This is a genomic window from Nocardia sp. NPDC059228 (assembly GCF_042754245.1).
Taxonomy (GTDB): Bacteria; Actinomycetota; Actinomycetes; order Mycobacteriales; family Mycobacteriaceae; genus Nocardia.
This window is the reverse complement of record NZ_JBHZAL010000018.1, coordinates 99,435-125,930: the sequence shown is the minus strand read 5'-3', so window position 1 is coordinate 125,930 and position 26,496 is coordinate 99,435. Positions and strand designations below refer to the sequence as shown.

23 protein-coding genes and 2 pseudogenes are annotated in these 26,496 nt (G+C 68.8%); 9 read left to right on the top strand and 16 right to left on the bottom strand.

Translation table 11 applies throughout. The features are described 5' to 3' along the window. Positions 1-29: 29 nt before the first annotated feature. The 9 genes and pseudogenes from ACFXKA_RS25860 to ectB form a co-directional block, all read right to left on the bottom strand. Complete coding sequence (locus ACFXKA_RS25860) at positions 30-1,712, bottom strand: bifunctional metallophosphatase/5'-nucleotidase (protein WP_379429229.1); 1,683 nt, start codon at positions 1,710-1,712, stop codon at positions 30-32. Positions 1,713-1,785: 73 nt separating this feature from the next. Then, positions 1,786-3,804 (bottom strand): LuxR C-terminal-related transcriptional regulator, encoded by a 2,019-nt coding sequence (locus tag ACFXKA_RS25855; RefSeq protein ID WP_379429228.1) that lies wholly within the window; start codon positions 3,802-3,804, stop codon positions 1,786-1,788. 512 nt (positions 3,805-4,316) lie between these two features. Next, a pseudogene (locus ACFXKA_RS25850) lies at positions 4,317-4,706 on the bottom strand (ATP-binding protein); the annotation flags it as partial. A 67-nt stretch (positions 4,707-4,773) separates the two neighbouring features. Then, positions 4,774-5,055 carry a hypothetical protein gene (locus ACFXKA_RS25845; protein ID WP_354834485.1) on the bottom strand — a complete coding sequence of 94 codons (282 nt, stop codon included), beginning with the start codon at positions 5,053-5,055 and terminating at the stop codon, positions 4,774-4,776. A gap of 150 nt (positions 5,056-5,205) precedes the next feature. Continuing rightward, positions 5,206-6,351, bottom strand: a complete 1,146-nt coding sequence (locus tag ACFXKA_RS25840) for an LLM class flavin-dependent oxidoreductase (protein ID WP_379429227.1) — start codon at positions 6,349-6,351, stop codon at positions 5,206-5,208. 10 nt (positions 6,352-6,361) lie between these two features. After that, positions 6,362-7,357: an ABC transporter substrate-binding protein gene (locus ACFXKA_RS25835; RefSeq protein WP_379429226.1), complete on the bottom strand. Its 996-nt coding sequence runs from the start codon at positions 7,355-7,357 to the stop codon at positions 6,362-6,364. Further along, positions 7,354-8,157, bottom strand: coding sequence for an ABC transporter ATP-binding protein (locus tag ACFXKA_RS25830; protein ID WP_354834476.1), 804 nt, complete (start codon positions 8,155-8,157; stop codon positions 7,354-7,356). The genes ACFXKA_RS25835 and ACFXKA_RS25830 overlap by 4 nt, the downstream gene beginning before the upstream one ends. Next, complete coding sequence (locus ACFXKA_RS25825; RefSeq protein ID WP_379429255.1) at positions 8,130-8,933, bottom strand: ABC transporter permease; 804 nt, start codon at positions 8,931-8,933, stop codon at positions 8,130-8,132. The genes ACFXKA_RS25830 and ACFXKA_RS25825 overlap by 28 nt, the downstream gene beginning before the upstream one ends. A 627-nt stretch (positions 8,934-9,560) precedes the next feature. Continuing rightward, positions 9,561-10,823, bottom strand: coding sequence for a diaminobutyrate--2-oxoglutarate transaminase (ectB, locus tag ACFXKA_RS25820; protein ID WP_354834468.1), 1,263 nt, complete (start codon positions 10,821-10,823; stop codon positions 9,561-9,563). Positions 10,824-11,032: 209 nt separating this feature from the next. On the opposite strand from ectB, the gene ACFXKA_RS25815 reads away from it, so the two are divergent. The 3 genes from ACFXKA_RS25815 (at position 11,033) to ACFXKA_RS25805 (ending at position 13,630) form a co-directional block, all read left to right on the top strand. Further along, on the top strand, positions 11,033-11,836 hold the full coding sequence (locus tag ACFXKA_RS25815) for an ABC-2 family transporter protein (RefSeq protein WP_354834465.1): 804 nt from the start codon (positions 11,033-11,035) through the stop codon (positions 11,834-11,836). After that, complete coding sequence (locus ACFXKA_RS25810) at positions 11,829-12,644, top strand: ABC transporter permease (RefSeq protein WP_379429225.1); 816 nt, start codon at positions 11,829-11,831, stop codon at positions 12,642-12,644. Before ACFXKA_RS25815 ends, ACFXKA_RS25810 begins: the two co-directional genes overlap by 8 nt. A gap of 104 nt (positions 12,645-12,748) precedes the next feature. Further along, positions 12,749-13,630, top strand: a complete 882-nt coding sequence (locus ACFXKA_RS25805; RefSeq protein WP_379429254.1) for an ATP-binding cassette domain-containing protein — start codon at positions 12,749-12,751, stop codon at positions 13,628-13,630. Here the strand turns inward: ACFXKA_RS25805 and ACFXKA_RS25800 are convergent. Next, positions 13,594-14,235, bottom strand: coding sequence for a DUF4389 domain-containing protein (locus ACFXKA_RS25800; protein ID WP_379429224.1), 642 nt, complete (start codon positions 14,233-14,235; stop codon positions 13,594-13,596). The genes ACFXKA_RS25805 and ACFXKA_RS25800 overlap by 37 nt on opposite strands. Positions 14,236-14,565: 330 nt before the next feature. On the opposite strand from ACFXKA_RS25800, the gene ACFXKA_RS25795 reads away from it, so the two are divergent. Genes ACFXKA_RS25795 through ACFXKA_RS25780 form a run of 4 tightly spaced genes read left to right on the top strand, consistent with a single transcriptional unit; the run spans position 14,566 to position 18,521 of the window. After that, positions 14,566-17,070, top strand: coding sequence for a nitrate- and nitrite sensing domain-containing protein (locus ACFXKA_RS25795; protein ID WP_379429223.1), 2,505 nt, complete (start codon positions 14,566-14,568; stop codon positions 17,068-17,070). An 11-nt stretch (positions 17,071-17,081) separates the two neighbouring features. After that, on the top strand, positions 17,082-17,510 hold the full coding sequence (locus ACFXKA_RS25790) for a roadblock/LC7 domain-containing protein (protein ID WP_354834451.1): 429 nt from the start codon (positions 17,082-17,084) through the stop codon (positions 17,508-17,510). After that, positions 17,507-17,944 (top strand): DUF742 domain-containing protein, encoded by a 438-nt coding sequence (locus tag ACFXKA_RS25785; protein WP_354834447.1) that lies wholly within the window; start codon positions 17,507-17,509, stop codon positions 17,942-17,944. Before ACFXKA_RS25790 ends, ACFXKA_RS25785 begins: the two co-directional genes overlap by 4 nt. A 16-nt stretch (positions 17,945-17,960) precedes the next feature. Beyond that, positions 17,961-18,521: an ATP/GTP-binding protein gene (locus tag ACFXKA_RS25780; protein WP_354835302.1), complete on the top strand. Its 561-nt coding sequence runs from the start codon at positions 17,961-17,963 to the stop codon at positions 18,519-18,521. 340 nt (positions 18,522-18,861) lie between these two features. On the opposite strand, the gene ACFXKA_RS25775 is transcribed toward ACFXKA_RS25780, so the two are convergent. Continuing rightward, positions 18,862-19,182: a hypothetical protein gene (locus ACFXKA_RS25775; protein ID WP_354834445.1), complete on the bottom strand. Its 321-nt coding sequence runs from the start codon at positions 19,180-19,182 to the stop codon at positions 18,862-18,864. A 462-nt stretch (positions 19,183-19,644) separates the two neighbouring features. On the opposite strand from ACFXKA_RS25775, the gene ACFXKA_RS25770 reads away from it, so the two are divergent. Next, positions 19,645-20,271 carry a DUF4254 domain-containing protein gene (locus tag ACFXKA_RS25770; protein WP_379429222.1) on the top strand — a complete coding sequence of 209 codons (627 nt, stop codon included), beginning with the start codon at positions 19,645-19,647 and terminating at the stop codon, positions 20,269-20,271. Between the two features lie 129 nt (positions 20,272-20,400). Here ACFXKA_RS25770 and ACFXKA_RS25765 read toward each other — a convergent pair. The 3 genes and pseudogenes from ACFXKA_RS25765 to ACFXKA_RS25755 all read right to left on the bottom strand — a co-directional run. Next, a pseudogene (locus tag ACFXKA_RS25765) lies at positions 20,401-20,628 on the bottom strand (hypothetical protein); the annotation flags it as partial. Further along, positions 20,629-21,777, bottom strand: a complete 1,149-nt coding sequence (locus tag ACFXKA_RS25760; protein WP_379429221.1) for a fatty acid desaturase family protein — start codon at positions 21,775-21,777, stop codon at positions 20,629-20,631. A 30-nt stretch (positions 21,778-21,807) separates the two neighbouring features. After that, a complete protein-coding gene (locus ACFXKA_RS25755) occupies positions 21,808-22,998 on the bottom strand; it encodes a ferredoxin reductase (protein WP_379429220.1) in 1,191 nt (396 codons plus the stop codon). Between the two features lie 220 nt (positions 22,999-23,218). Here ACFXKA_RS25755 and ACFXKA_RS25750 point away from each other — a divergent pair, with 220 nt between their 5' ends. Next, a complete protein-coding gene (locus tag ACFXKA_RS25750; protein ID WP_379429219.1) occupies positions 23,219-23,830 on the top strand; it encodes a TetR family transcriptional regulator in 612 nt (203 codons plus the stop codon). A 44-nt stretch (positions 23,831-23,874) separates the two neighbouring features. Here ACFXKA_RS25750 and ACFXKA_RS25745 read toward each other — a convergent pair whose 3' ends face one another. Together ACFXKA_RS25745 and ACFXKA_RS25740 are read right to left on the bottom strand one after the other, a co-directional pair. Next, positions 23,875-25,209, bottom strand: a complete 1,335-nt coding sequence (locus ACFXKA_RS25745) for an MFS transporter (protein ID WP_379429218.1) — start codon at positions 25,207-25,209, stop codon at positions 23,875-23,877. Between the two features lie 241 nt (positions 25,210-25,450). Next, positions 25,451-26,416, bottom strand: coding sequence for a helix-turn-helix transcriptional regulator (locus tag ACFXKA_RS25740; RefSeq protein ID WP_379429217.1), 966 nt, complete (start codon positions 26,414-26,416; stop codon positions 25,451-25,453). Positions 26,417-26,496: the final 80 nt, after the last annotated feature.

Here is a 26,496-nt window from a genome sequence, read left to right as displayed (position 1 = left end):
CCACGGCTCCCGGTCGAGGAGTTCCGGCGCTAGTGCTTCTCGATGCGACTCGCGGGCGGGGTGACCGCCCCGCGGCCGCGCAGGTAGGTCTCCAGGGCGTCGAGATCGATGGGGCCGACCAGGGTTTCGCGGCTCTGCTGGAACACGGTGAAGCCGTCGCCCCCGGCGGCCAGGAAGTTGTTGGTCGAAACCCGGTAGACCGCCACGGGATTCAGCGGCTGCCCGGCCACCCGGACGCTGCCGTCGACCACCTTGTGCCCCTTGGGCGCGCTGTCGGAGTAGGTGTAGGTGATGCCCGCGACCGACAGCACGCCGGGCTTGCTGACATTGTCCCATTGCTGCTCCAGCAGATTCAGGATCTGCTGTCCGGTCAGCGCCACCGCCACCACCTGATTGCCGAAGGGCTGCACGGTGTATGCCTGCTCGTAGGTGATGTTGCCGCCGGTCAGCCCCGCACGCACCCCGCCCGGATTCATGAAGGCCGCCACGGCCTGCACGGTGGTCATGGCGTCGAGCATCGCGTCGGCGATGATGTCGCCGAGCGGGGAATCCCCGGCCGGAGCGGGCTCGGCGGGCACCGGCGCGGTGGCCTGGCCGATCACTCGATCGGCCAGCGGTTTCGCTTGTCCGGCAAAGTAATCCACCAGCTGGACGGCGGCGGGCGCGGGCGTGACATCACGGGTGACGACCCGGTTGACGGCCTTCGCCTCGACCTTGCCGTCGTGGAAGCGCAGAGTGACGTCGGTGACGAGGCGGCCGAAGGAGGCGGCCTGGGTGACCACCTTGCCGTCCAGTGTGCAGTTGTAGGCCTGATGGCTGTGCGCGGTGAGCAGCACCGACACCGCGGCATCGGTGCGGTGGGCCAGTGCTTGAACGTCGCGTGAGATGCCGGCGCAGCCGTTGTAATCGACCGGGCCGCCGTGGGTTTGCTGGGCGCCGCCGTCGTGCAGCAGCGCCACCACGGTTTCCGCACCCGCGGATTCCATCTCGGGCACGTACTTGCCGATGGCGTCGGCCTCGTCGCCGAAGCGGTAGCCGCGAATGCCCTCGGGCGTGACGATGTGCTCGGTGTCGGTGGTGACGACGCCGATGACGCCGATCTTGTGGCCGCCCAGTTCGAGCATGGTCCACGCCTTCAGCCCGGGCGGCAGCTGGCCGTTGCCGTCGGTGACATTGGCGGCGAGGTACGGGAACTTCGCCCCGGTGAACGGCTGGCCCGGCGTGCAGCCGTCGGCGGCGCATCCGCCCTCCTGGAGTCGGCGCAGTTCGGCGACGCCGTGGTCGAATTCGTGATTGCCGACCGCCGAGGCCGCGACTCCCACCGAGTTCAGGAAGTCGATGGTCGGCTCGTCGTGGAACAGCGAGGAGACGAGCGGGCTGGCCCCGATGTTGTCCCCGGCCGACAGGATGGCGCTGTCCGGATAGGCCGCCTTCAGCCGCGCCAGATGCGCGGCCAGGTACGTCGCTCCCCCGGCGATGTACGTCCCCACTTTGCCGTTGGCGCCGTCCGGCGGTTGCAGATTCCCGTGCAGGTCGTTGATCCCGAACAGGTGTACTTCACCCGGTTGCGCCCTGGGCAGGTCGCCGGTCGACACCAGCGGCACCGCCGTCGAGGTGGCGGGGGCCGGGTTGTCCGCACCGCCGCAGCCCGCCACCAGGGCCAGACTCAGTACCGCCGCGCACAGTCCCAGAACACGCCGCCGACCGTTCATACCTGTCGACTGTGTCAGACGTGGTCGACGGTCGCACTACGACAGGGTGAATTCCGGCGTCTCCGAGCCCTGTTCATCGATGCCACGGTCCAGCCTGTGCGCCCGGTCCGCGGGCGGCGTGAGTCACCCAGGCCACGATCTGCGCGCGATTGGTGAGGCCGAGTTTGGTGAGGATGTGCTGCACATGGTTCTGCGCGGTGCGCTCGGACAGCACCAGGGCGGTGGCGATCTCGCGATTGCTCAGCCCCGCGGCGACCAGCTGGGCCACCTCCCGCTCACGTGGGGACAGCACCGCCCGCGCGGACGCCTCGGCGGCAATGCTCCGCAGTCGGTCCGTCCACGGCGGCATGCCGATCGTCTCGGCCTGCGGCAGCTCGGCTTTCGCCAGTGCCAGCGCTTCCTCGGTCGCCCCGCGCGCCAGCAGCACCGCGGCCAGATCAGTGCTCGCCTCGACCACGAAACCCTGGGCGCCGGTGTCCCGGCAGATCTCCAGCGCGGTCCGCAGCTCGCGTTCCGCGGCTGCCGAATCACCCAGTGCGGCGGCGAATTTACCGAGCCAGAGCGGCACCGGGCCGAAGTAGTGCGCATTGCCCGCACCGCTGACGACATGCCGGTCGCGGTAGGGCCGCAGCTGGTCGGCGAACCACGCGATATGGGTGGTGTATCCCAGCGCCAGCGCGATGGATCCGCCGACGGTCATGACGATCAGCCGGAAGAACGGCGGAATGTCCCACTCCGGTGGCGGTCCGAGGCCGCGGTACAGCCCCGCCGCGTCGTCGAGGCGTCCGCTCTCCGCCAGGGGGAACGCGGGACCCAGCACGGCGAACAGCTGGTTGCGGACCTCGCCGCGCTGGGCGGCGGGCGGAATGTCGAACGCCTCGTCCGGATAGCCGCGGTGGTGGCCGATGGTGCCGAGCAGCGATCGGTAGGCGCCGAATCCGGCCGGATGGCCCAGGGATTCGGCCAGTTCCCGCGCCTGCCCCGCCACCCGCAGCGCATCGTCGAACCTGCCCCTGGCCTGAGCCAGCGCGGCCTCGGTGAGCAGCACGTGCCAGGTGGCCATGGGTCCCCCGGTGTGCCGCGCACACCACCGCAGCCGCGACAGCTCCGTCTCGACCGCGGTCAGATCGCCGCTCTCCCACTGATTGTCGATGGCCCAGAGCCGGCCCCACAGCTCGGTGCCGGGCCGCCGCGACCGCATGCCGATGTCGATCATCCGCGCCGCCAGCCGCACCCGTTCGGCCAGATCCTCCGGCCCGGTGCAGGCCAGCTGCCGCGCCCGCAACGCCGCCACCAGCGCCTCGGCATCGCCGCAGCGATCGGCCAATGCCAGTGCCCGCGAGCTGGTCTCGCCGATCTCGTCCCATCGGCCCAGATACGACGCAGCCTCGGTCGCGCGGGCGAGCAGCCGTGCCCGCAGCGATTCGGGCAACCCTCCGGAAGCGCAGTTCACTGCGGATCGCGCGTCGAAATCCACAGCGCCGAACAGACTCCCCACACCATCGGCCAGTGCCGGATCGCCGCCGCCCTGCTCGACCGTGGTCCCGTCCGCCTGGTCGCCGTCTGCAAGCGACGCTTCCGCCGTCAGCGCTTCAATGCACCACTCGTGAATATCTCTGTCCCACAGATGATTTCCTACCGGCTCCAGGATGAGGGCGCGTTCGGCGAGGAGGTTCGCGTCGCCGGTGCGGCGGGCCAGTTCACCTGCGGCCAGGCAGTCGGCGCGGGCGGGTTCGAGGTTCCCGGCACGGAAGTGGGCGGTGGCGCGGGTCAGCAGGAGGCGGCCGCGGTCGGCGGGCGGGCCGCCGGTCGTGTGGTCGAGGGCAACGGTGTACAGCCGGGCGGCTTCCTCGAAGGCCAGGTCGCGCAGGGCATTGTCGCCCGCGCGGCGGGCCCACCGCAGGGCGGGCGCGCGGTCACCGGCCAGCGCGGATTCGGCGTAGTGACGGGCCAGGGCGGCGGCGTGCTGATCGAGGGCATCGGGATACAGCTCCTCGATGGCGCGGGCGGCGCGCGCATGCAGCAGCACCCGCTGTTGCAGGGGCAGTCCGTCGTGCAGCGCCGCGCGCACCAGGGCGTGCGTGAATCGCACTGTCCCGCCCGGTGATTCGAGACGAGCAGGCCGGAGGCGACGGCGGCGTCCAGCGCGGGGAGGCATTCCAGCACCGGGCGGCCGATCAGCCGCGCGGCGATCGCGACGGGGAAGGCGTCATCGAGGATGGCGGCCGCCCGCAACAGTTCCTGGGCGCGGGGTGGCACGGTGGCGAGGCGGCCGCGCACCACTTCCCGCAGTGTGGCGGGCAGGCGCAGCTGGTCGCCGGCGGCGCCGCGCAGGCCCCGCCCGAGTTCCCGCAGATAGAAGGGGTTTCCACCGCTCATCCGGTAGGCCGCGGCGGTAATGCGTTCGGGCACGGCACGTTCGGCCGCCGCGCTCAGGCAGGCGCCGGAGCTGCCGTGGGACAGCCCGGTCAGGTCCAGGACGTCGGTCACCGGCTCCCGCAGCAGTTCCGGCGCCACGGCCCGCCAGCCCGCCTCGGCGTCGGCGGAGCTGTCACGGGTGTTGGCGCACACCAGGATTCGCTGCTCGCGCCAGCCGCGCACGATGTGCCGCAGCGCCAGCAGCGAGGGCTCATCGGCCCAGTGGATGTCGTCGAGCACCAGCAGAACGGGCTCGTCCCCGGTGAGCCGGTCGGCGAATCCGTCGAAGAGCCGCGTCCGGCCGGTCCCGGGATCCTCGATATCGGGCTCGGATGCGTCGAAGACCTGCCGCCACAGCCCGAACGGCGGCGCATCCCGGGCTTCGAGCGCCCGTGCCCAGAGCGTGCGGCCACCCCGCGTTCGGACCCAGGTCGTGAGTTCACTGGCCAGGCGGGTCTTGCCGATGCCCGCCTCACCGCGGCAGATGATCAGCCGCGGCGTGCCGTGCGCCGCTTGCTCCCATCGCCTGCGCAGGTCGGCGAGCTCGCGCTCGCGCCCGATGAACTCGGTCGACACGGATACCTCCGGACCGCACGTTACTCGCACGCCACGCCCCTCCGCCCGGAATGCGGATCACCGACCGCTACCCGCGCCGGTCGGTGATCTCGCCCTCGAAGGCCTCGAAGGTGGCGTCCGGGCCGGGTGCGATGCCGGTGCGCTCGAAGGCCGGAAAGAGCCGTTCGGCGGCGAATCTGTCGGCCGCGGCGGCGGATTCCCAGACGTCCACGATGTGCAGGGTGCCGTCCAGTTCGCCGACGATGTGCAGCAGGTTGCCCGCCAGGGGCTCGGGCCCGAGCGCCTCGTGCACCTCGCGGTACCGCCGCAAGCCGACGCCGGGCGTGTGGCTGATGTGGATATAGGACATGGTCTCCTCCTCTCGGAGTCACCCGCGGTGGGTGCTGCCCGAAGCGTAGGAAGACCTGTCCCGCTGCCGCTTCCGCCGAATTACTCACGGCATGTACTCACCGGCCGCCGCGCCCTCGGGGTGCGGCGACCGGGCCCGGCTGCTTCGGGTCTAACTGCTGGACGCGCTGGCGAACGGGGTCGAGACGGGAAGGGAGGGGCGGCGGATCGGGTGCTGCCACAGTCCCTTTCGCTCCAGGATCGGCAGCACGCCCTCGCCGAACCAGTAGGCCTCCTCCAGGTGCGGGTAGCCGGAGAGCACGAAGTGGGAGATGCCGGCCTTCGAGTATTCGATGAGGCGTTCGGCCACCTCCGCGTGCGAGCCGACCAGCGCGGTGCCCGCGCCACCGCGCACCAGGCCCACGCCCGCCCACAGGTTCGGGGCGATCTCGAGCCGGTCGGTACTGCCGTTGTGCAGCTCCGACATCCGGCGCTGCCCCTCGGATTCGCTCTTGGCCAGGGCGTTCTGGACGCGCTCGATATCGGCCGGGTCGATCCCGGCCAGTAGCTTGTCGGCCACCGCCCACGCCTCCTCGGAGGTGTCGCGGGTGATGACGTGGATGCGCAGGCCGTAGTCCAGCTTGCGGCCGTGGTCCACGGCCAATCCGCGGATCCAGTCGAGCTTGCGACTGACCGCCAGCACCGGTTCACCCCAGGTGAGATAGGTGTCGGCGTACCGGGCCGCGACGGGTCCCGCCGGGGCCGAGGAGCCGCCGAAGAACACCGGCGGCACCGGATCGGGCCGATTGCTCAACAGCGCGTTCTCGACGTGAATGTGCTCGCCGCGGAACGTGACCGGCTCGTGCGAGTTCCACAGCGACCGCACCACATCCAGGAACTCTCCCGTCCGGGCGTACCGGGCCTCCTTGTCGGCGAAGTCGCCGTAGGCCGCCTGCTCGAGCGGTTCGCCGCCGGTCACCACATTGAGGTAGAGCCGTCCCGCGGAATGCCGCTGGAAGGTGCCCGCCATCTGCGCGGCGAGGGTGGGGCTCATCAGGCCCGGGCGCAGGGCCACCAGGAATTTCAGCGTCTCGGTGGTCTCGACCAGCATGGCGGTGGTGAGCCAGGCGTCCTCGCACCAGGAGCCGGTGGGGGTGAGCACGGCCTCGAAGCCGTTGGTCTCGGCGGCTGCGGCGATCTGGTTCAGGTAGTGCAGCGAGGCCGGGCGGTCACCCGACATCGGGGTGCCGTGCCCGCCGGCCACCAGGCCGCGGGAGTCGCCGGAGGTGGGCAGGAACCAGTGGAACGACAAGCTCATGCGCGGACTCCTAGGAGGTGAATCGGTCGTTGTAGCGGGTGTCGATGAAATCGGCGATCCGGACCTTGCCCGGAATCAGCTTGGCGTCGGAGAAACCGTCGGCCACTTGCTGTTCCGCGGCGATCGTCGCGTCATCGAGCGGGTGATCCTGGTAGTTGGCGCGGTTCACGGCCAGGAGCGTGACGTCGTAGGGCACCCCGGTGATGGCGGCCGACTGTTTGGCCCAGTCCTCGCGGTGGCCGGTGATCCACCCGTGCGCACGCTGGATGCGCGCCAGCAGGTCCCGGACCGCGGCCGCGTTCGCCTTGTTCTGCAACGTCTTCGAACCCGTGACGAAGAAGCTGTCCGGCTTCACGTAGCCGGTGCCGTCCACCAGCACCCGATTGCCGCTCAGTTCGGCCTGGGCCACATACGGGTCCCAGACCGTCCAGGCGTCCACCCGCCCGGTGGACAGCGCGGCGAGCGCGTCGGCGGGTTGCAGGTACTGCGGCTCGATATCGGAGAAGGTGAGCCCGGCCTTGGTCAGTACCGACAGCAGGTGGTAGTGCGCGGAGCTGCCCTTGGTGACCGCGATCTTCTTGCCGCGCAGGTCCTTCGGATCCTTGATCGACGAGTCCTTGGGCACCACCAGACCGTTCCCGGCCGCCCCGGAGTCGTAGGACCCGATGATCTTGATCTGGGATTTGGCCGCCGCCGCGAACACCGGCGGGGCGTCGCCGACGCCGCCGAAGTCGATGGATCCGGCATTGATGGCCTCGAGCAGGGGCGGTCCGGCGGTGAAGGTGGACCATTCGACCTTGTACGGGAGCCCCTTGCCCTCACCGGAGACCTCCAGCAGGGCTTGCAGCGCAAGACCTTTCTGATCGCCGATGTGCAGGGTCACCTGTGACAGGTCCACCGATCCGTCCGCGTTCACGCCCTTGGTGTCGTCATTGCCGGACGAGCACGCCGCGCTGACGAGGGCCGTGGCGACCGCCAAGGCGGCGAACAGGCGCTTGGATCTCATTCGGTGGTTCCTTCCGGGGTGACACCCAGCTCGGCGAGCAATGCCGTACGCAGGGCCAGGAATTCGGGATGGTCGCGCCGGCGCGGGCGCGGCAGGTCGATGGGGATCTCGCGGGCGATGCGACCGCCGTCGAGCACCAGGGCACGATCGGCCAGCAGCACCGCCTCGTCCACGTCGTGGGTGACCAGCAGCACGCCGGGCCGATGCCGCGCCCACAGGTCCAGCACCAGGCCGTGAATCGTGATGCGGGTCAGGGCATCCAGGGCGCTGAAGGGTTCGTCGAGCAGCAGCAGATCCGGCTCCCGGACCAGGGCGCGGGCCAGTGAGGCGCGCTGCGCCTCACCGCCGGAGAGGGTCAGCGGCCAGGCCGCGCCGCGCGCCGCCAGGCCCACCTCGGCCAGCGCGGCTGTGGCGGCGGCCCTGGGATTTTCGTGGCGAAGGCCGAGAGTCACGTTGTCGCGCACGCGTTTCCACGGCACCAGACGCGGTTCCTGGAAGGCGACCGCGACCTCGCCGGACACGGTGAGCTCGCCGCCGGTCTCGTCGTCCAGGCCCGCCAGCGCCCGCAGCAGGGTGGATTTGCCGGAGCCGCTGCGCCCGAGCAGGGCCACGAACTCACCGGGTCGGATGTCGAGATCCAGTCCGTGCAGGACCCGGCGTGCGCCGAAGTCCTTGACCAGACCCCGAATTCGCACCACCGGGGAATCGGCCGCGGCCGGGCCCGCCGCAGTCTCCTCCAGTTCGGCCAGTGTCGCCGCGATCACCGAATCGGTCAGGGTGCCAGGAAGCCGCGTCGCCATGACAGCGCTCTCCTCTCGATGGAACGAACGAGCGCGTCGGTGAGCAGCCCGAGCACGCTGTAGACGAGCAGGCCGACCACGATCACGTCGGTGCGCAGGAACTCGCGGGCGTCGTTGATCATGAAGCCCAGACCCGCGTCGGCATTGACCTGCTCGGCGACGATGAGCGCCAGCCAGGCCACGCCCAGCGACTGACGCAGCCCGACCAGTGTCTGCGGCAGCGCGCCCGGCAGCACGATGTGCCGGATCAGGCCCGCCCTGCTCAGCCGCTGCACCCGGGCCAGCTCGGCCAGCTTGCCGTCCACGCCGCGGATACCAGCGAAGGTGTTGAGGTACAAGGGAATCGCCACCCCGAAGGCGACCAGCACGATCTTGGGCAGCTCCCCGATCCCGAACCACAGGATGAACAGCGGGATCAGGCCGTAGAACGGCAGCGTCCGCAGCATCTGCATCAGCGGGTCGACCAGGTACTCCCCGGCCCGGCTCAGCCCGGCCGCCAGGGCCAGCCCGATGCCGGCCACCGCGCCGATGACGAAGCCCAGCGCGGCGCGCTGCAGCGACACCGACACGGCCTTGGTGAGCGTGCCGTCCTCGATCAGGTCGACGGCCGTCCGCACGACGGTCACCGGGGAGGCGAGCAGCCGCTCGGGCAGCACACCGGTCGAGCTGGCGAGCTGCCAGACCACCACCAGCAGCACCGGCGCGACGAAGCGGGCCAGCACGGAGACGCTCGGCAGGCGTGGCCGGCCGATAATGGGCCTGGCCTGCACGGCAATTGCGGACACGACAGCACCTCGGGCGAACGGGGACGGGGACGGTGGCGGCCGCGGGCATTCGTCCGCCACACCCCGACCCTGCCGGTCCGGCCGCGCCCGGTCACCGGTTGTAATCCGCGTGATTCTGGGCTTGCCCCCCTCAACGCCCCGTACATCCACACCGAGTGCCGGCACGGCAACCCGCCCGTCGGCCCGGCCACCGCAATCCTCGACGGCGATACCAAGATCGACGACCCGGGGGTCTCCTGCGTCGGATTCCCGAACAGCGGTACCGCCGAGACCGTGTATCAGGCCGACCTGGGTCAGTTTCCCGGCCATGCCTGCGGCGGCGGTGGCGCCGATGATGTCTGGCGAAAACAGAGCATCCCCATCGGCCGGTTCTTCTGCTACACCGACAAGACCGAGGACCCGCCCCGCGACGTCCTGGTCGCGGTGTACGAGGACCTGCACCTGTTCGTGATGGTCACCGGATCGACGGCCGATATCCCGGCAACCACCCAAGAACGACGCGGCCCTGCTCGCCTGGTACCAGCAGCATTTCACGACAGAGAGATAGGTGGTGCCGGGTTCCCTCCGCAGCTGGGAACCCGGCACCGGGTCGGCACCGGTGTGGGCGGTTGCCGACGTCTAGTGGCCGTCGCGGACGATCTCCACGGCGCGGGTGAGAATGCCCAGGCCGTGGGTGATCTCGTCATCGCTGACGGTCAGGGGTGGGAGCAGCTTCACGACTTCGTCATTGGCGCCGGAGGTTTCGACCAGCAGGCCGTGCTCGAAGGCGACCTGGCAGACCTTCTCGGCCTGCGAGGCGTCCTCGAAGACCAGGCCGTGCACCAGGCCGCGGCCGCGGGTGGAGATGCCGGTGAAGGATTCGGCCAGCGCGGCCAGGTGCTCGTGCACGCGCGCGCCCTTGGCCAGGGTGGCGAGCTGCAGGCGGTCGTCGGACCAGTAGTGACGCAGCGCGACCTCGGCGGTGACGAAGGCTGCGTTGTTGCCGCGGAAGGTGCCGTTGTGCTCACCGGGCGACCACTGGTCCAGGTCCCGGCGCATGAGCACCAGCGCCATGGGCAGGCCGTAGCCGCCGATCGACTTCGAGAGCGCGACGATATCGGGGGTGATGCCCGCGACCTCGAAGGAGAAGAACGGGCCGGTGCGGCCGCAGCCCATCTGCACGTCGTCGACGATGAGCAGAATGCCACGGGCCGAGCACAATTCGGACAGCTGCCGCAGCCATTCGGCGCGGGCCACATTGATCCCGCCCTCGCCCTGCACGGTCTCGACGATGACCGCGGCGGGCTTGTCCAGGCCGGACGAGCTGTCGTCGAGGGCGCGGCGCATCCACGAGAAGTCCTCGGGCTCATCCAGATAACCGTCGTAGGGCATCGGGGCGGCGTGCACCAGCGGGACGCCCGCGCCGGCGCGCTTGGCGGCATTGCCGGTGACCGACAGCGCGCCCAGCGTCATGCCGTGGAAGGCGTTGGTGAAGTTCAGGACCGTGGTGCGGCCGGTGACCTTGCGCGCCAGCTTGAGTGCGGCCTCGACGGCATTGGCTCCGGTCGGGCCGGGGAACTGGACCTTGTAGTCCAGCCCGCGTGGGACCAGCACCAGATCGCGCATGGCCTCGAGCAGCCGGCGCTTGGCGACGGTGGACATGTCCAGGGCGTGGGTGATGCCGTCGCCGAGCAGGTAGTCGATCAGCGCCTGCTTGAGCAGCGGGTTGTTGTGGCCGTAGTTGAGCGCGCCCGCGCCGGCGAAGAAGTCGAGGTACTCCTTGCCGTTCTCGTCGGTGAGCCAGGCGCCGCTTGCGGTGTCGAACACCGTCGGCCAGGAACGGCAGTAACCACGCACATTGGATTCGAGCGCCTCGAAAACGTTCGTGTCGGCCATGGTCATCGTCGGTCCTAGCGTCGCAACTAAGTGAAACGCTGATGTTTCTATCACAGGAACCGAGCCGTGCACCCGCTTTCCGGCGAATCGGACGTGAATGCTCCGCGCGTGACGCACACCGCAACAAACCGGCATCGAGCATAACTCGGTCCCACGCGAGGGGGCCACGCAACTCCATTGCAGGACAACGACCGCACCCGTAGTGTCAACCTCTTGTGCGCAGCGACGTGGGGGTCTACTGGCAGCTGGTCAAGGCAGGGTTTCGCAGGCAATCGCACTACCGGCTCGCCATGCTGGCGGGCCTGCTCACCAATCTCGTGTTCGGCTTCGTGCGGGCGGCCGTGCTCATGACGGCCGTGCGCGTGAACAGCGGATTCGGCGGCTACGACCGCGGGACCATCGGCGCCTACATCTGGCTGTCGCAGGGACTGCTGGGCGCCATCGCCTTCTGGACGCTGCCCGACATCGTGGAGCGCATCCGCACCGGGGACGTCGCCATCGACTTCCTGCGGCCGATCGACATCCAATTCGCGCACCTGGCCGAATATCTGGGGCGGGCGGCGTTCTCTCTGCTACCGCGCGGCATACCCAGCATTCTCGTCGGCGTGCTCACCTTCGGGCTCGCGTTCCCGGGCACGCCGGGACCGTACGCGCTGGGCGCCCTCAGCCTGCTGCTGGCGATGACGCTGTCGTTCCTGTCCATGTTCGCGGTCAGCCTGGCCGGGTTCTGGCTCATCGAGACCCGCGGGCTGCGCGCCCTGCACATGATCCTGGGCACCTTCCTGGCCGGGCTGTTCGCGCCGGTGCACCTGTTTCCCGACTGGTTGCGCGACATTGCCTACGCCACGCCCTTCCCGTCCATGCTGCAGTGGCCCATCGATGTGCTGTCCGGTCGCACAGCGGGCAGGGATGCGGTGGAAATCATTGTCGTGCAATGCTTCTGGTTGGTCGTTCTGGTGGGCGCCGGGCAGCTGCTACTGCGGGCGGGGCGCCGCAAACTGGAGGTGCAGGGTGGGTGAGGCACGTCCCTCCCGGCTGACGCCCTACCGCGCGGTGCTGGGCTCACGGGTGCGCGCGCAACGCGCCTATCCGCTGTCCTTCGCCGCGGATGTGGTGAGCGCCTTCCTGATCGGGTTGGTGGAGTTCGCCGAAATGTGGGTGATCTTCCACAACGTGCCCCGGCTGGGCGGGCTGGACCTGAACGCCATGCTGCTGCTGTTCGGCATGAGCAACACCTGTTTCGCCATCGCCGACATGGTCGTCGGGCACGCCGACACGCTCCCCACCTACGTCCGGATGGGCAAGCTGGACGCCTTCTACCTGCGGCCACAACCCCTGCTGCTGCAGCTCATGACCAGCGATATCCAGCTGCGCCGGGTGGCGCGCATCGCGGTGGCCGCCACCGTGCTGTCATTCGGCCTGGCACGCAACGACATCCAGTGGACCGCGGCACACCTGGTGCTGTTCACCGTCACGGTGCTGTCCGGAATCGCCATCTTCGCCGGGCTCTTCGTGTGCGCGGCCGGGGCGCAGTTCTTCCTCATCGACGGCGCCGAGCTGACCAATGCCTTCACCTACGGCGGGTCGTACGCGTCCATGCAACCCACCTCGGTGTTCCCGGCACCGATGAAACTCGTGTTCGGATTTCTGGTTCCGGTCGCCTTCACCTCGTATCTGCCCGCCATCGCGCTGCTCGGGCTGCCCGGGCCCGCCCTGCTGCCGAGCTGGCTGGCCTGGGCGGCGCCGGTGGCGGCGGCGTGGGTGTGGGCGGCCGCGCTGTTCCTGTGGCGACTCGGGACCAGGCACTATCAAGGAGGCGGCGGGTGAACGGTGCCATCATCGATATCGAGGGCCTGATAAGGACTTTCGTGCTGAGCAAGAAGGAGGGCCGCTGGCGGCGCCGGCGCGAGGTGCTCATCGCGGTGGACGATATGAGCTTCCGGGTCGAGCCGGGCGCGGCGGTCGGCTACATCGGTGCGAACGGGGCGGGCAAGTCCACCACCATCAAGATGATCACCGGCATCCTGGTGCCCTCGGCCGGGCGGCTGCGCACCTGCGGGCTGGACCCGGTGCGGCAGCGCCGCGAGCTGGCCGGGCGAATCGGCGTGGTGTTCGGGCAGCGCTCGCAGCTGTGGTGGGATCTGCCACTGCGCGAATCGTTCTCGATCCTGGCCGCCATCCACCGGCTCACCCCGGCGGCGGCGCGCACCCGCACCGCCGAGCTCGTCGAGCAGCTGGAGATGGGCGACACCCTCGACACCCCCGTCCGGCAGCTGTCGCTGGGCCAGCGCATGCGCGCGGAAGTCGCGGCGGCCCTGCTGCATTCGCCCGAACTGGTCATTCTCGACGAACCGACCATCGGCCTGGATGTGCTGTCCAAGCAGCGGCTACGCGAATTCCTGCGCTGCGAGCGTACCCAGCGCGGCACCACCCTGCTGCTCACCACCCACGACATGGGCGATATCGAGCGGCTCTGCGAGCGGGTGCTGGTGGTGGACCACGGCCGGCTGGTCTACGACGGCTCGCTGACCGGCCTCGGCGCGACGGTCGGTGCGCAACGGGTGCTCACCGTCGATCTCGCCGAGCCCACCCCCGACCTGGCCGACCTGCCCGGCGCCAAACTGCTCGACAGCCAGGGCGCGGGCATGCGGCAGCGGCTGGCCTTCGACACCGAGATCACCACTGCCGCACAGCTGCTCACGGCCGTTTCGGCACGCGCCGAGGTCCGCGACCTGTCCATCGAGGAACCCGATATCGAGGACGTGGTGCGGCGCCTCTACGAGGCCGCGGCGTCGGGCTCCCTCGCGCCCTGATCGAGCCGGAACGGTGGGTAGGCGTCGGTCATCAGGGACGCGTAGGCGCGCACCCGCAACGTCCAGCGGTTGACGCCCATGGCGAAGTCGTACAGACCCCGCGGATACGCGCCGGTGAACAGCAGGCCGATGACGGCGACGATCAACAGGATCGGCAGCAGCGACAGCTGATTGCGGCCGCCGCCCATGAACGCGGCGACGATCAGATACTGCGGAATCGCCAGCAGCCACCACTTGATCAAGACCATCCAGCGATTCAGTTGCTCGGGATAGTCGACTTCCAGATCAGCCGGGTAGTCCGGATCGGGTTGCAGGCTGAACGGCGGGTAGCGGTCGGTTCCCAGTTGCGAGAGCGCGTAGAAACGCACTCGCCAGCTCCAACGCAGCACGCCGACATTGAAATCGAAGAGCCCTCTCGGATACGAGCCGGTGATGAGGATCGCGAAGAAAGCGATGATGCTCACCACGAGATACGCGATGCCCAGGAAGATCAGCACTACATAGTGTGGAATGGCGAGTATCCACTTGACTATCCACATCCAGCGGGACAACCCCGGGTCGAGGTCTCCCCGCACACGCACCGGATAAGCGGGACTGGGCTGCATGTCCGTCACTCCTCTCGAGCGCGGCGGCCTCCTTCCGACCGCCGCCGGAACAGCGGTGAGCCGTTGTTCACCCCAATGTTTCCCCGGCGACGCGAAGATCACATCTGCTTCTCACACATTGTGACCAGATTTGTAATAGCGCGCGCGACAGCGAGTTCCGCACACCACATCGACTTGTTTCGAATTGCGGCCGGGAGTCGGGTGTGCGACGTTGCTGACTATTCTCCATGTGCCCGGCCCGGGTCGGCACGAAGCTGATTTACGGGAGACCGAGTGAGAGTGCGTTCGGCGAAACTGTTGCCATCGGGTAACGTAAAGCTCACGCCGCCAATGGAATTGATCCGGCCACGCACTATCCGGGCTCGCCTGCGGCGCATTCTGATCGTGTCGGTGGCGCTGGTGCTGGCGCTGCTGACGATCGTCATCACCCGCGAGATGAACGACTACCGCGACACCGGGAACACGGCTCAGTCGGTCCATCTCGCGCTGGCGGTCCAGGACCTGGTCCACGAGGTGCAGCGCGAGCGCGGTCTCACCAATGGACTGCTCGGCGGCGACACCGCGTCCCGCACGGCGCTCGGCAATCAGCGCCTGGCCACCGACAGCGCATTGCAGGAGCTCAACTCCACGCTGAACCAGCAGCCACCGGGCGCCGATCTGGTGCGCACCGCGCTCCAGCAGTTCTCCGGAGTAACCGCCACGCGCGCCGATGTGGACGCCGGTCGCGCCGACCGGTCGGCCTCGTTCACCTTCTATACCAACGCGATCGGCACGCTGAACCAGGCGCGGCCCGGCCTCGATCACGCTCTCGACAGCCGGCTGTGGCGGGGGCTGCAGAGCCTCTACGCGCTCGGCGACGTCAAGGAGTTCACCGGTCAGGAACGCGGCTTCCTCAACGGTGTCTTCGCCGCGGGCGCGTTCGCACCGGGCGAGTACGTGAAGTTCCTCGATATCCGAGCCGCCAAACAGGCCGCGGTGACTGCCTTCGAACGCGATGCCACACCCGCGCAACGTTCGCAGCTCTACACCGCGATGCGAACCGACGAGTCGGCGCGGGCGGGCGACGCGGAGACCATCGCCCTCGCCTCCGACCGCGGTCCGATCACTGAATCGGTCAACCCCGCCGACTGGTGGCGCCAGATGAGTTCCATCATCGACGGCGAACGCACCGTCCAGCGCAATATCGGCGGCGAGATCACCTCCCGGGCAAGCGAACTGCGCCGCGACGCCGCCCTGCGCCTGTCCCTCTACGTGCTGGCCGCCCTGCTGGCCATCGCCGCCGAGGTGGCGCTGGTGGTCGCCACCGTGCGGGCGATCGTGCGGCCGCTGGCCGAGCTGGCCGAGGAGGCCGACCGGGTGGCCGGTAAACGACTGCCGCAGCTCATCGAAGCCTGGCAGACCTCCGAGGGCGCGGACCCGGACCCGCCCGAACCGGTGCGCGCCGACGAGAGCGCCGGCACCGAGATCGTGTCCGTGGCACGGGCTTTGGACCGGGTGCAGACCACCGCCTACGAACTCGCCTCCGCGCAGGCGCGGCTGCGCCGCAACAGCACCGAATCCATGGCCAACCTGGCGCGGCGCAATCAGAACCTGGTGCGCCGCCAGCTCGGGCTGATCAGCGAGTTCGAGCGGGAGGAGCTCGACCCCAGCACGCTGGCCAACCTCTTCGAGCTCGACCACCTGGCCACCCGCATGCGGCGCAATGCCGAGAGCCTGCTGGTGCTGGTCGGCGAGTCCAGCCCGCGCCGGTGGTCGAAACCCATTCCGCTGACCGACGTCATCCGCGCCGGCCTGTCCGAGGTCGACGACTACCGGCGGGTGGTGCTGCGCCGGGTGGACGAGGCCTCCATCGCGGGCGCGCATGTCAGCGAGGTCGCGCACATGCTGGCCGAACTCATCGAGAACGGGTTGTCCTTCTCCCCGCCCGATCTGGAGGTGGAGATCTACGGCCGCCGGCTCGGCTCGCGCTACATGCTCGCCATCGTCGACCACGGCGTCGGCATGCCGCCCGAACAGCTCAGTACCGCCAATGCCCGCCTGCGCGGCGAAGCCGACTTCCTCGTCGCGCCCACCCGCTTCCTGGGCCACTACGTGGTCGGCCGGCTGGCCCAGCGCCTGGGCATCGAAGTCGAGCTCACCGTGTCCCCCACCAGTGGCGTGGTGGCCCGGCTGCAGCTGCCGGGCGACCTGCTCGGCGACCCCGGCGCGGAACTTCCCGCCCCGCCCGAGGATTCGAAACACGCTGCGGGCGCGCAGCCTCCGACGGTCGCCGACACCATGCCGGACCCGAAACCGGGCCGCCACAGCTCGGGACACACCCCCGGCTCCGGCGACACGGAACGCCCGCAGCGTACGACACCCGTGCACGACGACATCACCAATGGCGCACCCGCGAGCCCGAACTCGATCAAACTCGTTCCGCTGCCCACCCCTACCGTGACCGCTCCGCCGCACACCCCGGCGGCCCCACCGCACGCCACCGCCGCCGAGCGTCTCTTCGGCGGGCCGGCCACGGGTTCGTTCGCCATTCAGCCACCGGCGGCGGGGCCCTCGGCGGGCCCGGTTCCGGCGAGCTCACCGGGACCGGCGACCGAGGTTTCGGGAGCTGTCCCGGAGGTGCAACGTACGCGAAACGGTCTCGTCAAGCGGAACCGGAAGACTCGCGAGAATCCGGGCGTCACACCGGGCGGCGCCCAACCGGCGGCCGCACGGCCGGCCGCCCCGCCGGTCGCGGACCGCTCCCCCGACGAGATACGCAGCATGCTCGCCGGATTCCGGTCCGGCCATCAGCGCGGGCAGACCGGCGAACCGCCGCGGCCCGGATCGACAGCATAGGAGGACACCGGGTGACGACCCACTACACCGACACCGATCCGCACACTTTCAACTGGCTGCTGGCCGACTTCGTGCGTACCACCGACGGGGTGCGCGACGCCGTGGCGGTGTCCTCCGACGGGCTACTCATGGCCATGTCCCAGGGCCTGGACCGGACCGCGGGCGACCGGCTCGCCGCCATCGTCTCCGGGCTCACGAGCCTGGGCCGAAGCGCCTCGCGCAGTTACGATTTCGATGGACTGCGGCTGATCATGATCGAGATGGGGCGCGGATTCCTGCTCGTCTCGGCCATGAGCAATGGCAGCTGCATCGGCGTGATCGCCGACAACGGCGCCGATGTGGGCCTGGTCGGCTATCAGATGGCCGTGCTGGCCGACCGCGCCGGCGCGCTGCTGACCCCGGCCCTGATCACCGAATTGCGGGAGTCCTTGAGCCGATGAATGATTCGCATCGGCTGCCGGACGCGCGCATGATCGCGCCCGGCCGCCCGCGCGGCTGGTCCGGTGCCGCCGCGTCCGAAGAACCCACGCGAGATACGAGATTGGCCGACGATGAGGAACAGGTGGTGCGACCGTTCATGATGACCTCGGGGCGCACCACGCCCGTAGTCGACGGCCTGCGCATCGAAACCCTGGTGCGCGCCACCCCCGCGGCACTGTCCGCGCCGCTGCGATTCGAGCTGGAACGGGTGGTGCGACTGTGCCAGCGCCCGCACTCCATCGCCGAAATCGGTGCGGCCCTGCGGGTTCCGATTGGGGTGGCGCGAGTGCTGGTGAGCGATCTGGTATCCGAAGGACACGTCTCGGTCGGCCGGACCGATGAACTCTCCACCGCTGCTCTGGAAAGGATCCGGGACCTTGTTCGGAACCTCTGACCCCGCCGACGTACCGCTGGCCTCTTCGGTGAAAATCGTGACCAGCGGTGGATTCGGCGTCGGCAAGACCACATTCATCGGCGCGATCTCGGAGATCGAGCCGCTCGCCACCGAAGCCGCCATGACCGAAGTGTCGGTGGGACTGGACGATCCGGGCCTGGCCACCGGCAAGACCACCACCACCGTGGCCCTCGACTTCGGCCGCATCACCCTCGACCCCAGCCTGGTGCTCTATCTGTTCGGCACCCCCGGCCAGGAGCGGTTCGAATTCCTCTGGGACGACCTGCTCGACGGCGCGCTCGGCGGCGTCATCCTGGTCGACACCGGCCGCGTCGAGGACTGCTACCCCGTGCTGGACTTCTTCGAGCAGCGCGGCACCCCGTTCGTGGTGGCGGTCAACCGATTCGAGGCCGGACCGCGCTTCGCGCTCGACGAGGTCCGCGAGGCGCTGGACCTCTCGCCCACCATCCACCTCATGGATTGCGATGCCCGCGACCGGGAATCGGTGAAACTCGTCCTGGTGGCCCTGCTCGAGCAGATCCTCCAGGCCCGCCGGGCTCCCGCCCTGGCCGTCTGACAAAAAAATCGCCCCGGATGCGAACGCACCCGGGGCGATTGCCCGAAAACCCTTCGCTCTATTGCGAATTAACGGCCGAAGGATCCCGTCCACAGGGTGTTGAGCAGACCACCCAGGGCCGCACTACCGGTGTTCAGCACGCCGTTCAGCGCAGCGGAACCAGTCTGGATGATAACCGGGATCATGTTTCAACCTCTCTCTAGTGACGCCGCCGTCCGGGATCTCCGATCGGCGACCGGACCCACACTGCCGACGGACACTGAGGCGAACCTTGCCAGTAGCTGAGAGATCGCTGAGACGGGTTGTGCGACCCGTCACAGGGAGAGGACCGTCCAGTTCCCTACTGCGGCGGCGCCGCGCCCGCCGAATACAGGCTCACCTCGCCGTCCTCCCCCAGAAACGCGTTGACCAGCATCGTTCCGCTGGAACGTAATTCGTCGGGGTCCGGCGCGGCGATCGTGACGGAGACCTGCGGCAGCGCGCCCCAGTTCACGACAAACCGATCGGGCGGTCCGTTGTCGCTGGAGAGATGCGCGAGACGGAACACCGACACCGTCCGGCGAACAATCAGATTACGGACGACTTCGGCAATTCGCTCGGGGTCTTCCAACGCGAACATGAAACCGAATCGCAGTTCCGGCGACGACGCATAGGCGGGCACGAATATCGAGGCTAACGGACTACGGCGCGTCGCGCCCTCGGCACGCCGCACAGATAGCTATTCATAAGCCTTGGTAACCGTACCCGCCGGCGGGAGGCCTCGCCCCGGTCGAGCCCAGCCCTCGAACCTGTCTCACACACCGCCCGCAGAGGTGTCGATCGGCCTTCAACCGCCGCGGCCATGTGACCGTCTTGTAATGCTGTATAACGATTTTCAGGCAGCTTCGCCGATCACGCGCCGGATGGTTGCGCCTCTCCGGCTATCGCGCTTTCCTGAATATGTCCCGCATTATCGGACAGTCTTCTCATCGCATCGTCGCGGATTTCCCGGTTACTTCACCGTGTCGCTGGTGGTGGGCTGTTGCGTTCCGGGTGCGGGGCTGCGCCGGAGCCGAGGGGAGCCCCTCCCCGAAACCCCCTCGGCCCTGGCGCATCCACGCATGCGACGCCGAGGGTGGGAATCATGGCAATCGACTACACCGGAGCGGGTTTCGGGGCCGAGCTCCCATCGCCATCAACGCTGTTGCGCGCCTTCCGGGAACCGGTCAGCTCCGATCGTCGCGATCGCGACGTCCTCGAATCAGCCCACGAACTGGTGCGATGGCATGAGCATCGATATCGCGCCCTGGACACGGCGCATGCCGCCGACGCCACCCCCGACGATGTCGCCGACAGCACCCGCCGCGTCGACCGGATCGACGAGCGCCGGGCCGAACTGGTGGCCCGCATCGACGACTGGGTGGCGGTGAACATCCCGCACCGCGCCGGGGCCTCGTTGCACACCGAGACCCTCGGCGCCGTCATCGACCGGATGGCCGCGAAATGGGTTGCCGCACAACGGGCTCTGGGCAATGCCGAGTCCGAGCCGGCGCGGGCTTCGAAAGCAGGCGACGGGCGAGCGCGGCCCCACCACGGGGCGGAGAAGGAGACACACCGCGCGGTGGCGCACCGCATCAGCGAGGACCGGCCCCGCCGCGGGGTGGACACGGAGGCCCACCTGCAGTGGTACCGGCTCGCCGAGCTCGCCGACGGCTATCGGGATCTGATCACGGAGGTCGCCCAGCATCGCCGACGACTGCCGAGCTGGTGAGGAGCCCGACTAACGCGGGTCGATGACCTCTGCGTCGATGACCTCGGAATCGGTCACGCGCTCGCCATGGACCGGCTTCGTCGCCGAATTGTCCTGCGCGGGTGCGGGTTCCGGGGCTTCGTCGACCTCGTCGTCGAGGTCGTCGGTCAGGTTCGCGGCACGCTGGGCGGCCGCGTCCTGCGCGGCAGCGGCGGCGGCCTCACGCATCTCGATGGCATCGGTGATCCAGTCACCGATCTCGCGGGTCACCTCGGCGACGGTGCCGGTGATGATCGAGGCGATATTGCCGACGTGTCGTGCTCCCGACGACGTCAATTCCTGGATCAGATCCTTGTTGCTCTCGAATTTAGAAATCATTTACACGCCCACTTCGCTCGCCTGCCCCCGGCGCATCACGATAACACCGGCCTGTGCTGAATTCTTGACCAGGAACGGCGGCAGCGCCAGCTTGAACAGCTTCAACCACACCGAACCGATCTGCCGGGAGAAGCGTCCGGTGTTGTAGGGCAGGCCGTGCTTTTCGCACAGCGCCTTCACCTCGGGGGCGATTTCCGGGTACCGGTTGGCCGGCAGATCCGGGAACAGGTGGTGCTCGATCTGGTGCGACAGGTTGCCGGACATGATGTGGAAGAGCTTGCCGCCCTTGATATTGGCCGAGCCCAGCATCTGGCGCACGTACCACTCGCCCTGGGTCTCCTCGGCGCACTCCTCCTGGGTGAACGTCTGTACGCCGGTCGGGAAATGGCCGCAGAAGATGATCGAGAACGTCCACAGGTTGCGCACGATATTGGCGGTGAAGTTGGCCGCCAGCGTGGACAGGAACAGCGGTCCGGTCAGCGCCGGGAAGACCACGTAGTCCTTGAGCACCTGCCGGCCGGCCTTGCGCCACTGGCCCTTGACCAGCGTCTTGACCTCCTGCCAGGGCTTCTTGCCCCGGACGATGTTCTCGACCTCGAGGTCGTGGCCCATCACGCCCCACTCGAACGCGACCATCAGCGCGAAGGCGTAGAGCGGGTTGCCCAGCCGCAGCACGTTCCAGCTCTGCGCCTCGTCCACGCGCAGGATGCCGTAACCGATGTCGCGGTCCATGTCGAGGATGTTGGTGTAGGTGTGGTGCATGTAGTTGTGCGAGTGCCGCCACTGGTCGCCCGGGCAGACCGTATCCCATTCGAAGACACGGGAATTCAGGGTCGGCTCACGCATCCAGTCCCACTGGCCGTGCATGACGTTGTGGCCGATCTCCATATTGTCGAGAATCTTCGACGCGCTCAGCGCGGCCACGCCGGCCAGCCAGAACGGCGGCAGGAAGCCCAGGTAGAGCAGGCCGCGGCCAGCGATCTCCAGGCCGCGCTGGACCTTGATCACCTGGTAGATGTACTCGCGGTCCCGGTCGCCCAGGTCCGCGGTGATACGAGCGCGCAGCGCGTCGAGCTCGCGGCCGATCTCCTCGACCTGATCGACGCTGAGCACCAGCGGGCCCTCGGTGGTTTCGGTGAGGATCGCCATGATCCCTCCTGTTCAGATGGCAGAAATGAGTCAGAGAGCGAGGTCGACGTCCCCGACGGGGGCGTTGATGCAGATCTGGATGGGCTGGTCCGGGTCGCTGTCGAGCTCCCCGGTTCGCAGGTTGCGGGTGCAGCCGCTGCGCTTGACGGCCGTGCAGGAGAAGCAGATGCCCATGCGGCAGCCGTACTCCGGGCTCAGGCCCGCGGATTCGGCCTGCTCGAGCAGGCTCGCACCGGTGTTCTCGGCGACCACGCCGCTGCCGGAGAAGGTCACCTTGCCCTCGGCGTCGGCCGGGTCCACGACCGCGGTGGTGAGGGTGAACTCCTCGCTGTGCAGCCGATCGCCGAGCTGTTCGGCCTCGTAGACGGTGCGCACCGCGGCCATCAGGCCGGGCGGTCCGCACAGGTAGGTCTGCGCGGACGGGAACCAGGGCGCGAGGGACTCCAGCTCGTCGTAGCCGAAGTGGGCGTCGCGCTCTGCCTGATTTGCCCTACGGTTCGCTCCGGGCGGGTTCACGCCCCCGAAGTCTCGATTCTTCCCTCCCTCCGCTCCTCCGCTTCGCTCTCCCGCTCCACTCGGTCCAGAATCGAGACGGCCGCGAACGGTCTCCGGGTAGCGGAATTCGATGCGGACATTGCCGTGCTGCATGGCGATCGCCTCGAGTTCCTGGCGATGCGGCACCCATTCCGGAGAACGGTTGTAATGCAGGAACAGGATGCGGCCGCGGTAGCCCTCGTTGGCGAGGGTACGCAGCATGGACAGCACCGGCGTGATGCCGCTGCCGCCGCTGATCAGCACGATCCGCTCGGGCCGCGGCTCGGGCAGGTGGAACACGCCGGCGGCGGGCTCCAGGTCCACCACCATGCCGGGAATCGCGTTCTCGTGCAGGTGGTTCGAGACCAGGCCGTGCGGATGGGCCTTGACGGTGAGTTCGATGTGCCGGTCGCGGCGCCCCTCGGCATTGACCGGTGAATAGCAGCGGGTGTGGCGGACGCCGTCGATCACGACGCCGATCTGCACGTATTGTCCCGCCACGTGCCCGGACCACTGCCGGGCGGGCTTGAGGGTGAGAGTGACCGAGCCGACCGCGCTGCGCCGCACGTGGGTGATCTCCGCGCGCATCGAGCGCCGGGTCAGGGTCGGGCGCACCAGCTCGAGGTAGCGATCCAGCGGGTGCGGGGTGGTCATTGTCTTCTGCACCAGGTCGAGTAGTCCGACCATGTGAGCCTCCTGTCGCGTCGCCGAGCTGAGCGACGCCTCTTCGCAGTCGATGCGCCTCCGGTGTGACCTCGATGTCATACCGAACCCGAGTCATTTCGGTGCACATCTGTACACTGAGATAGTGTGCCGGGTGAGGCCACTCCAGTTCAACCGGCAGCTCGTGTGACCCACACGACATCTTGCGAATGGAACGAATGTGAACGCATGTATGGTGATCGAGATGAGCGAGCAGGCAGCTACCCGAGTCGAGCGCAAGGAGCGCACCCGCGCGGCGCTACTCGATGGCACCCTCGCCCTGGCCGCGGACCGCGGCTTCGCGGCGCTGTCCCTGCGTGAGATCGCACGCTCGGCCGGCATCGTGCCCACCGCCTTCTACCGGCACTTCACCTCGCTCGACGAACTCGGCACCACCCTGGTCGAGGAGGGTGTGCGCCAATTGCGCCTGGCACTACGGGAAATGCGGCGCACCCCGCACGCGACGCTGGCACAGACCGTGCGCTTCGTCTTCGATCAGGTCGAAGGGAAGCGCGACCTGTGGGGCTTCCTGATTCGCGAACGCCACGGCGGCTCGGCCGCGCTGCGCGGGGCCATCGCGGTCGAAATGCAGCTCATCGAACGGGAATTGGTGGTCGACCTGTCCCGGGTGCGGGCGCTGGACGCATGGTCGCCCGATGATCTGGAGCTCGCCGCGGATCTCATCGTGTCCACGGTCGCCGACCGGATCGCCGACTACCTGATGGCCGAATCCCGGGAGAGCGTGCGGACAGTGGAGCGCGCGGTGCTGCAGGTCCGGCTCATCGCGCTCGGCATGGGCGCGTGGCGGCCCGCATAGGGATGGCGCGTGGCGGCCCGCACAGCGATGGGCCGCCCCTGAAATCAGCGGCCGCGCACATCATCTCCGCGCACAGGCAGCAAGAGCATCAGGCCGACGATCAGGACGAGTAGCAGGCCAACGATTCCCGCCCGCTCGGCGTCGAACGCCCAGACGAAGAAGCCGAAAAGGGTTGGTGCCAGGAAGGATACGGCCCGACCAGTGGTGGCATAGAGCCCGAACATCTGACCCTCGCGGCCGGGCGGAGACACCCGGGCCAGGAACGAGCGCGCGGAAGCCTGTGCGGGGCCGACGAATACGGTCAGCGCCAGCCCGAAGATCCAGAACATGAGCGGACCGGACAACACCAGCAGGAACGCTCCGCACACGATCATGCCCGCCAGCGAGGTGACGATCACCGCCTTCGGGCCGGTGCGGTCGTCGAACCGGCCGCCGACCAGCGCGCCCAGGGCCGCAACCACATTCGCGGCAATGCCGAACAGCAGCACATCCGAGTCCGCGATGCCGTACACCCGCACCGCCAGGATCGCGCCGAAGGTGAACACCCCGGCCAAGCCGTCCCGGAATACCGCGCTGGCCAGCAGGAACGCCACGGTGCGCCGATCGACGCGCCACAGTTCCCGGATGTCGCGGAAGAGCACCCCGTACGAGCGCAGGAACGATCGGCCCCGCACCGCCGCACCGGGATCGGCCGTGGTCCGCGGCACCTCGGGAACGAACAGGAACAGCGGCACCGCGAATCCGGCGAACCAGACCGCCGCCAGCACCGCGACCAGGCGGATGTTCAGCCCGTCCTCGATCGGCACGCCGAGCAGTCCGCGATAGTCGCCCTTGCCCGCGATGAAGCCGGCATAGCTGATCAGCAGCAGGATGATCCCGCCGAAATAGCCCATGGCCCAGCCGAACCCGGACACTCGCCCGACATTGGCGGGCGTGGACACCTGCCGCAGCATGGCGAAGTACGGCACATGCGAGAGCTCGAACGTCGCCGAACCCACGCCCAGCAGGGCCAATCCCAGCCACAGGTAGTGGTAGTCGGCGTGCACGAAGAACATGGCCGCCATCACCAGCACCGTCAGCGAGGTCAGCAGTCCCAGCGCCAGCTTGCGTCTGGCGGTGGCGTCGAACCACTGCCCGGCCACCGGCGCGGTCACCGCCACCACCAGCCCCGCCGCTCCCAGCGCCCACCCGAGCCAGGCACTGGGCGAGATCCCGCCCGGCAGATCCTCGCCCACCTTGTCGGTCAGATACACCGAGAACACGAAGGTCAGGATCACCGCGTTGAACGCCGCACCCGCCCAGTCCCAGAACCCCCACGCGAGCACCGTCGCCCGCCCGGTTGCCTGCCCGACGGTGATATCGCCCGCGCGCTCGGTCATGCAGCGCAGACTAAGCGACCGAACCGGAATTCGGCGCAACATTCACGTGCGTGGTCCGGCCGCCCGCAGCGACCCCGGGCCGCGCGCAGCATCGACCACGCTCCAGGAGGACCGGACCTTGCGGCCGGAATCAGTGCGGACCGGCGGCCAGGCCCGGGTTCGCCCCGGCCCGAAGGGCTTCCAGCCGGTGCGTGCCGGCCGATGGGGTCGGGCAGCCCTGTCGGCTGAGAATGCGGCTCGGTCAGATCAGAACGCGGTTGTGGACTCGCTCGACGTGGTCGGCCCAGGGGAGGCGGCGGTCTTCGGGGGTCATGGCCAGCAAGGCGTGGAGTTTGTCCCAGGCCGCGGCGCCGGATGGCGTCCAGACCTGCATCCACGCGCCTGCGATGGACGGTAGCGACATGCTGGTCATGTACATCTCGAGTTCGCCGATGGCGAGATTGCGGATGATGCGGGTGCGACCCAGCGGGAGGGCGACGTCGTTGCGTGCCCAGAGTTCCGCGAAATGCGGGCTCGCCGAGACCATGTCGTCGATGAACGCCACCCATTCGGGGTCACCGAGGTTGCGCGCGTACGCGGCGCGCAGGTAGCCGACCATGCGGGCCAGGTGGTCCGGCTCCGAGTGGGGCGGGTAGGGCGTGCAGCACTCGTCGGCCAGGAAGACCTTGCGCAGCACGTTCCGGGAGCCGCTCATGAACGTCGGATACATCGTCGCGTAGGCGGTATTGCAGGCCAGCACATCGTATTTGGCGCTGAACAGGGCGGCGGGCAGCGGATGCATGTGGTCGAGGATGATCTGCACCTCCTCGGGCACCAGCTCCTCGGTGATCGGCGCCGGCGCGGTCGGGACGTCGGCGAGCCGGTACAGATGCGCGTGCTCGGCGCCGTCCAGGCACAGCGCCCGGGCGATCGCATCCAGCACCTGGACACTGCAATTGATGTCGCGCCCCTGCTCGAGCCAGGTGTACCAGGTGATCCCCACCCCGGCCAGCTGCGCCACCTCCTCGCGCCGCAGCCCCGGGGTGCGCCGGCGCGCGCCCGCGGGCAGGCCGACTTCCTCCGGCCGGATCCGGGCCCGCCGCGACTTGAGGAACGTCGACAGCTCCACCCGGCGCACCTTGCGCACCGACCGCGAATCACCGTTGCGCACGGACGCTTCGGTGACGCTCGACTCGATGAGATCGCCGCATCCCGCTCCTGACACCATGCCTCCATGGTGGCGGTAATCGCTAGGGGTATCCAGGTGGTGCCAGTACCCGTATAAACAGACTCCTGTCCGCCGATTCG

What these genes read in the sequence shown, in the direction of transcription:
- ACFXKA_RS25785 (WP_354834447.1), top strand. Translation starts at nt 17,507, where the DNA reads ATGAATGATTCGCATCGGCTGCCGGACGCGCGCATGATCGCGCCCGGC.
- ACFXKA_RS25830 (WP_354834476.1), bottom strand. Translation starts at nt 8,157, where the DNA reads ATGGCGACGCGGCTTCCTGGCACCCTGACCGATTCGGTGATCGCGGCG.
- ACFXKA_RS25795 (WP_379429223.1), top strand. Translation starts at nt 14,566, where the DNA reads ATGGAATTGATCCGGCCACGCACTATCCGGGCTCGCCTGCGGCGCATT.
- ACFXKA_RS25840 (WP_379429227.1), bottom strand. Translation starts at nt 6,351, where the DNA reads ATGAGCTTGTCGTTCCACTGGTTCCTGCCCACCTCCGGCGACTCCCGC.
- ACFXKA_RS25770 (WP_379429222.1), top strand. Translation starts at nt 19,645, where the DNA reads ATGGCAATCGACTACACCGGAGCGGGTTTCGGGGCCGAGCTCCCATCG.
- ACFXKA_RS25800 (WP_379429224.1), bottom strand. Translation starts at nt 14,235, where the DNA reads ATGCAGCCCAGTCCCGCTTATCCGGTGCGTGTGCGGGGAGACCTCGAC.
- ACFXKA_RS25740 (WP_379429217.1), bottom strand. Translation starts at nt 26,416, where the DNA reads ATGGTGTCAGGAGCGGGATGCGGCGATCTCATCGAGTCGAGCGTCACC.
- ectB (WP_354834468.1), bottom strand. Translation starts at nt 10,823, where the DNA reads ATGACCATGGCCGACACGAACGTTTTCGAGGCGCTCGAATCCAATGTG.
- ACFXKA_RS25760 (WP_379429221.1), bottom strand. Translation starts at nt 21,777, where the DNA reads ATGGCGATCCTCACCGAAACCACCGAGGGCCCGCTGGTGCTCAGCGTC.
- ACFXKA_RS25860 (WP_379429229.1), bottom strand. Translation starts at nt 1,712, where the DNA reads ATGAACGGTCGGCGGCGTGTTCTGGGACTGTGCGCGGCGGTACTGAGT.
- ACFXKA_RS25745 (WP_379429218.1), bottom strand. Translation starts at nt 25,209, where the DNA reads ATGACCGAGCGCGCGGGCGATATCACCGTCGGGCAGGCAACCGGGCGG.
- ACFXKA_RS25805 (WP_379429254.1), top strand. Translation starts at nt 12,749, where the DNA reads ATGAGCTTCCGGGTCGAGCCGGGCGCGGCGGTCGGCTACATCGGTGCG.
- ACFXKA_RS25755 (WP_379429220.1), bottom strand. Translation starts at nt 22,998, where the DNA reads ATGGTCGGACTACTCGACCTGGTGCAGAAGACAATGACCACCCCGCAC.
- ACFXKA_RS25845 (WP_354834485.1), bottom strand. Translation starts at nt 5,055, where the DNA reads ATGTCCTATATCCACATCAGCCACACGCCCGGCGTCGGCTTGCGGCGG.
- ACFXKA_RS25835 (WP_379429226.1), bottom strand. Translation starts at nt 7,357, where the DNA reads ATGAGATCCAAGCGCCTGTTCGCCGCCTTGGCGGTCGCCACGGCCCTC.
- ACFXKA_RS25750 (WP_379429219.1), top strand. Translation starts at nt 23,219, where the DNA reads ATGAGCGAGCAGGCAGCTACCCGAGTCGAGCGCAAGGAGCGCACCCGC.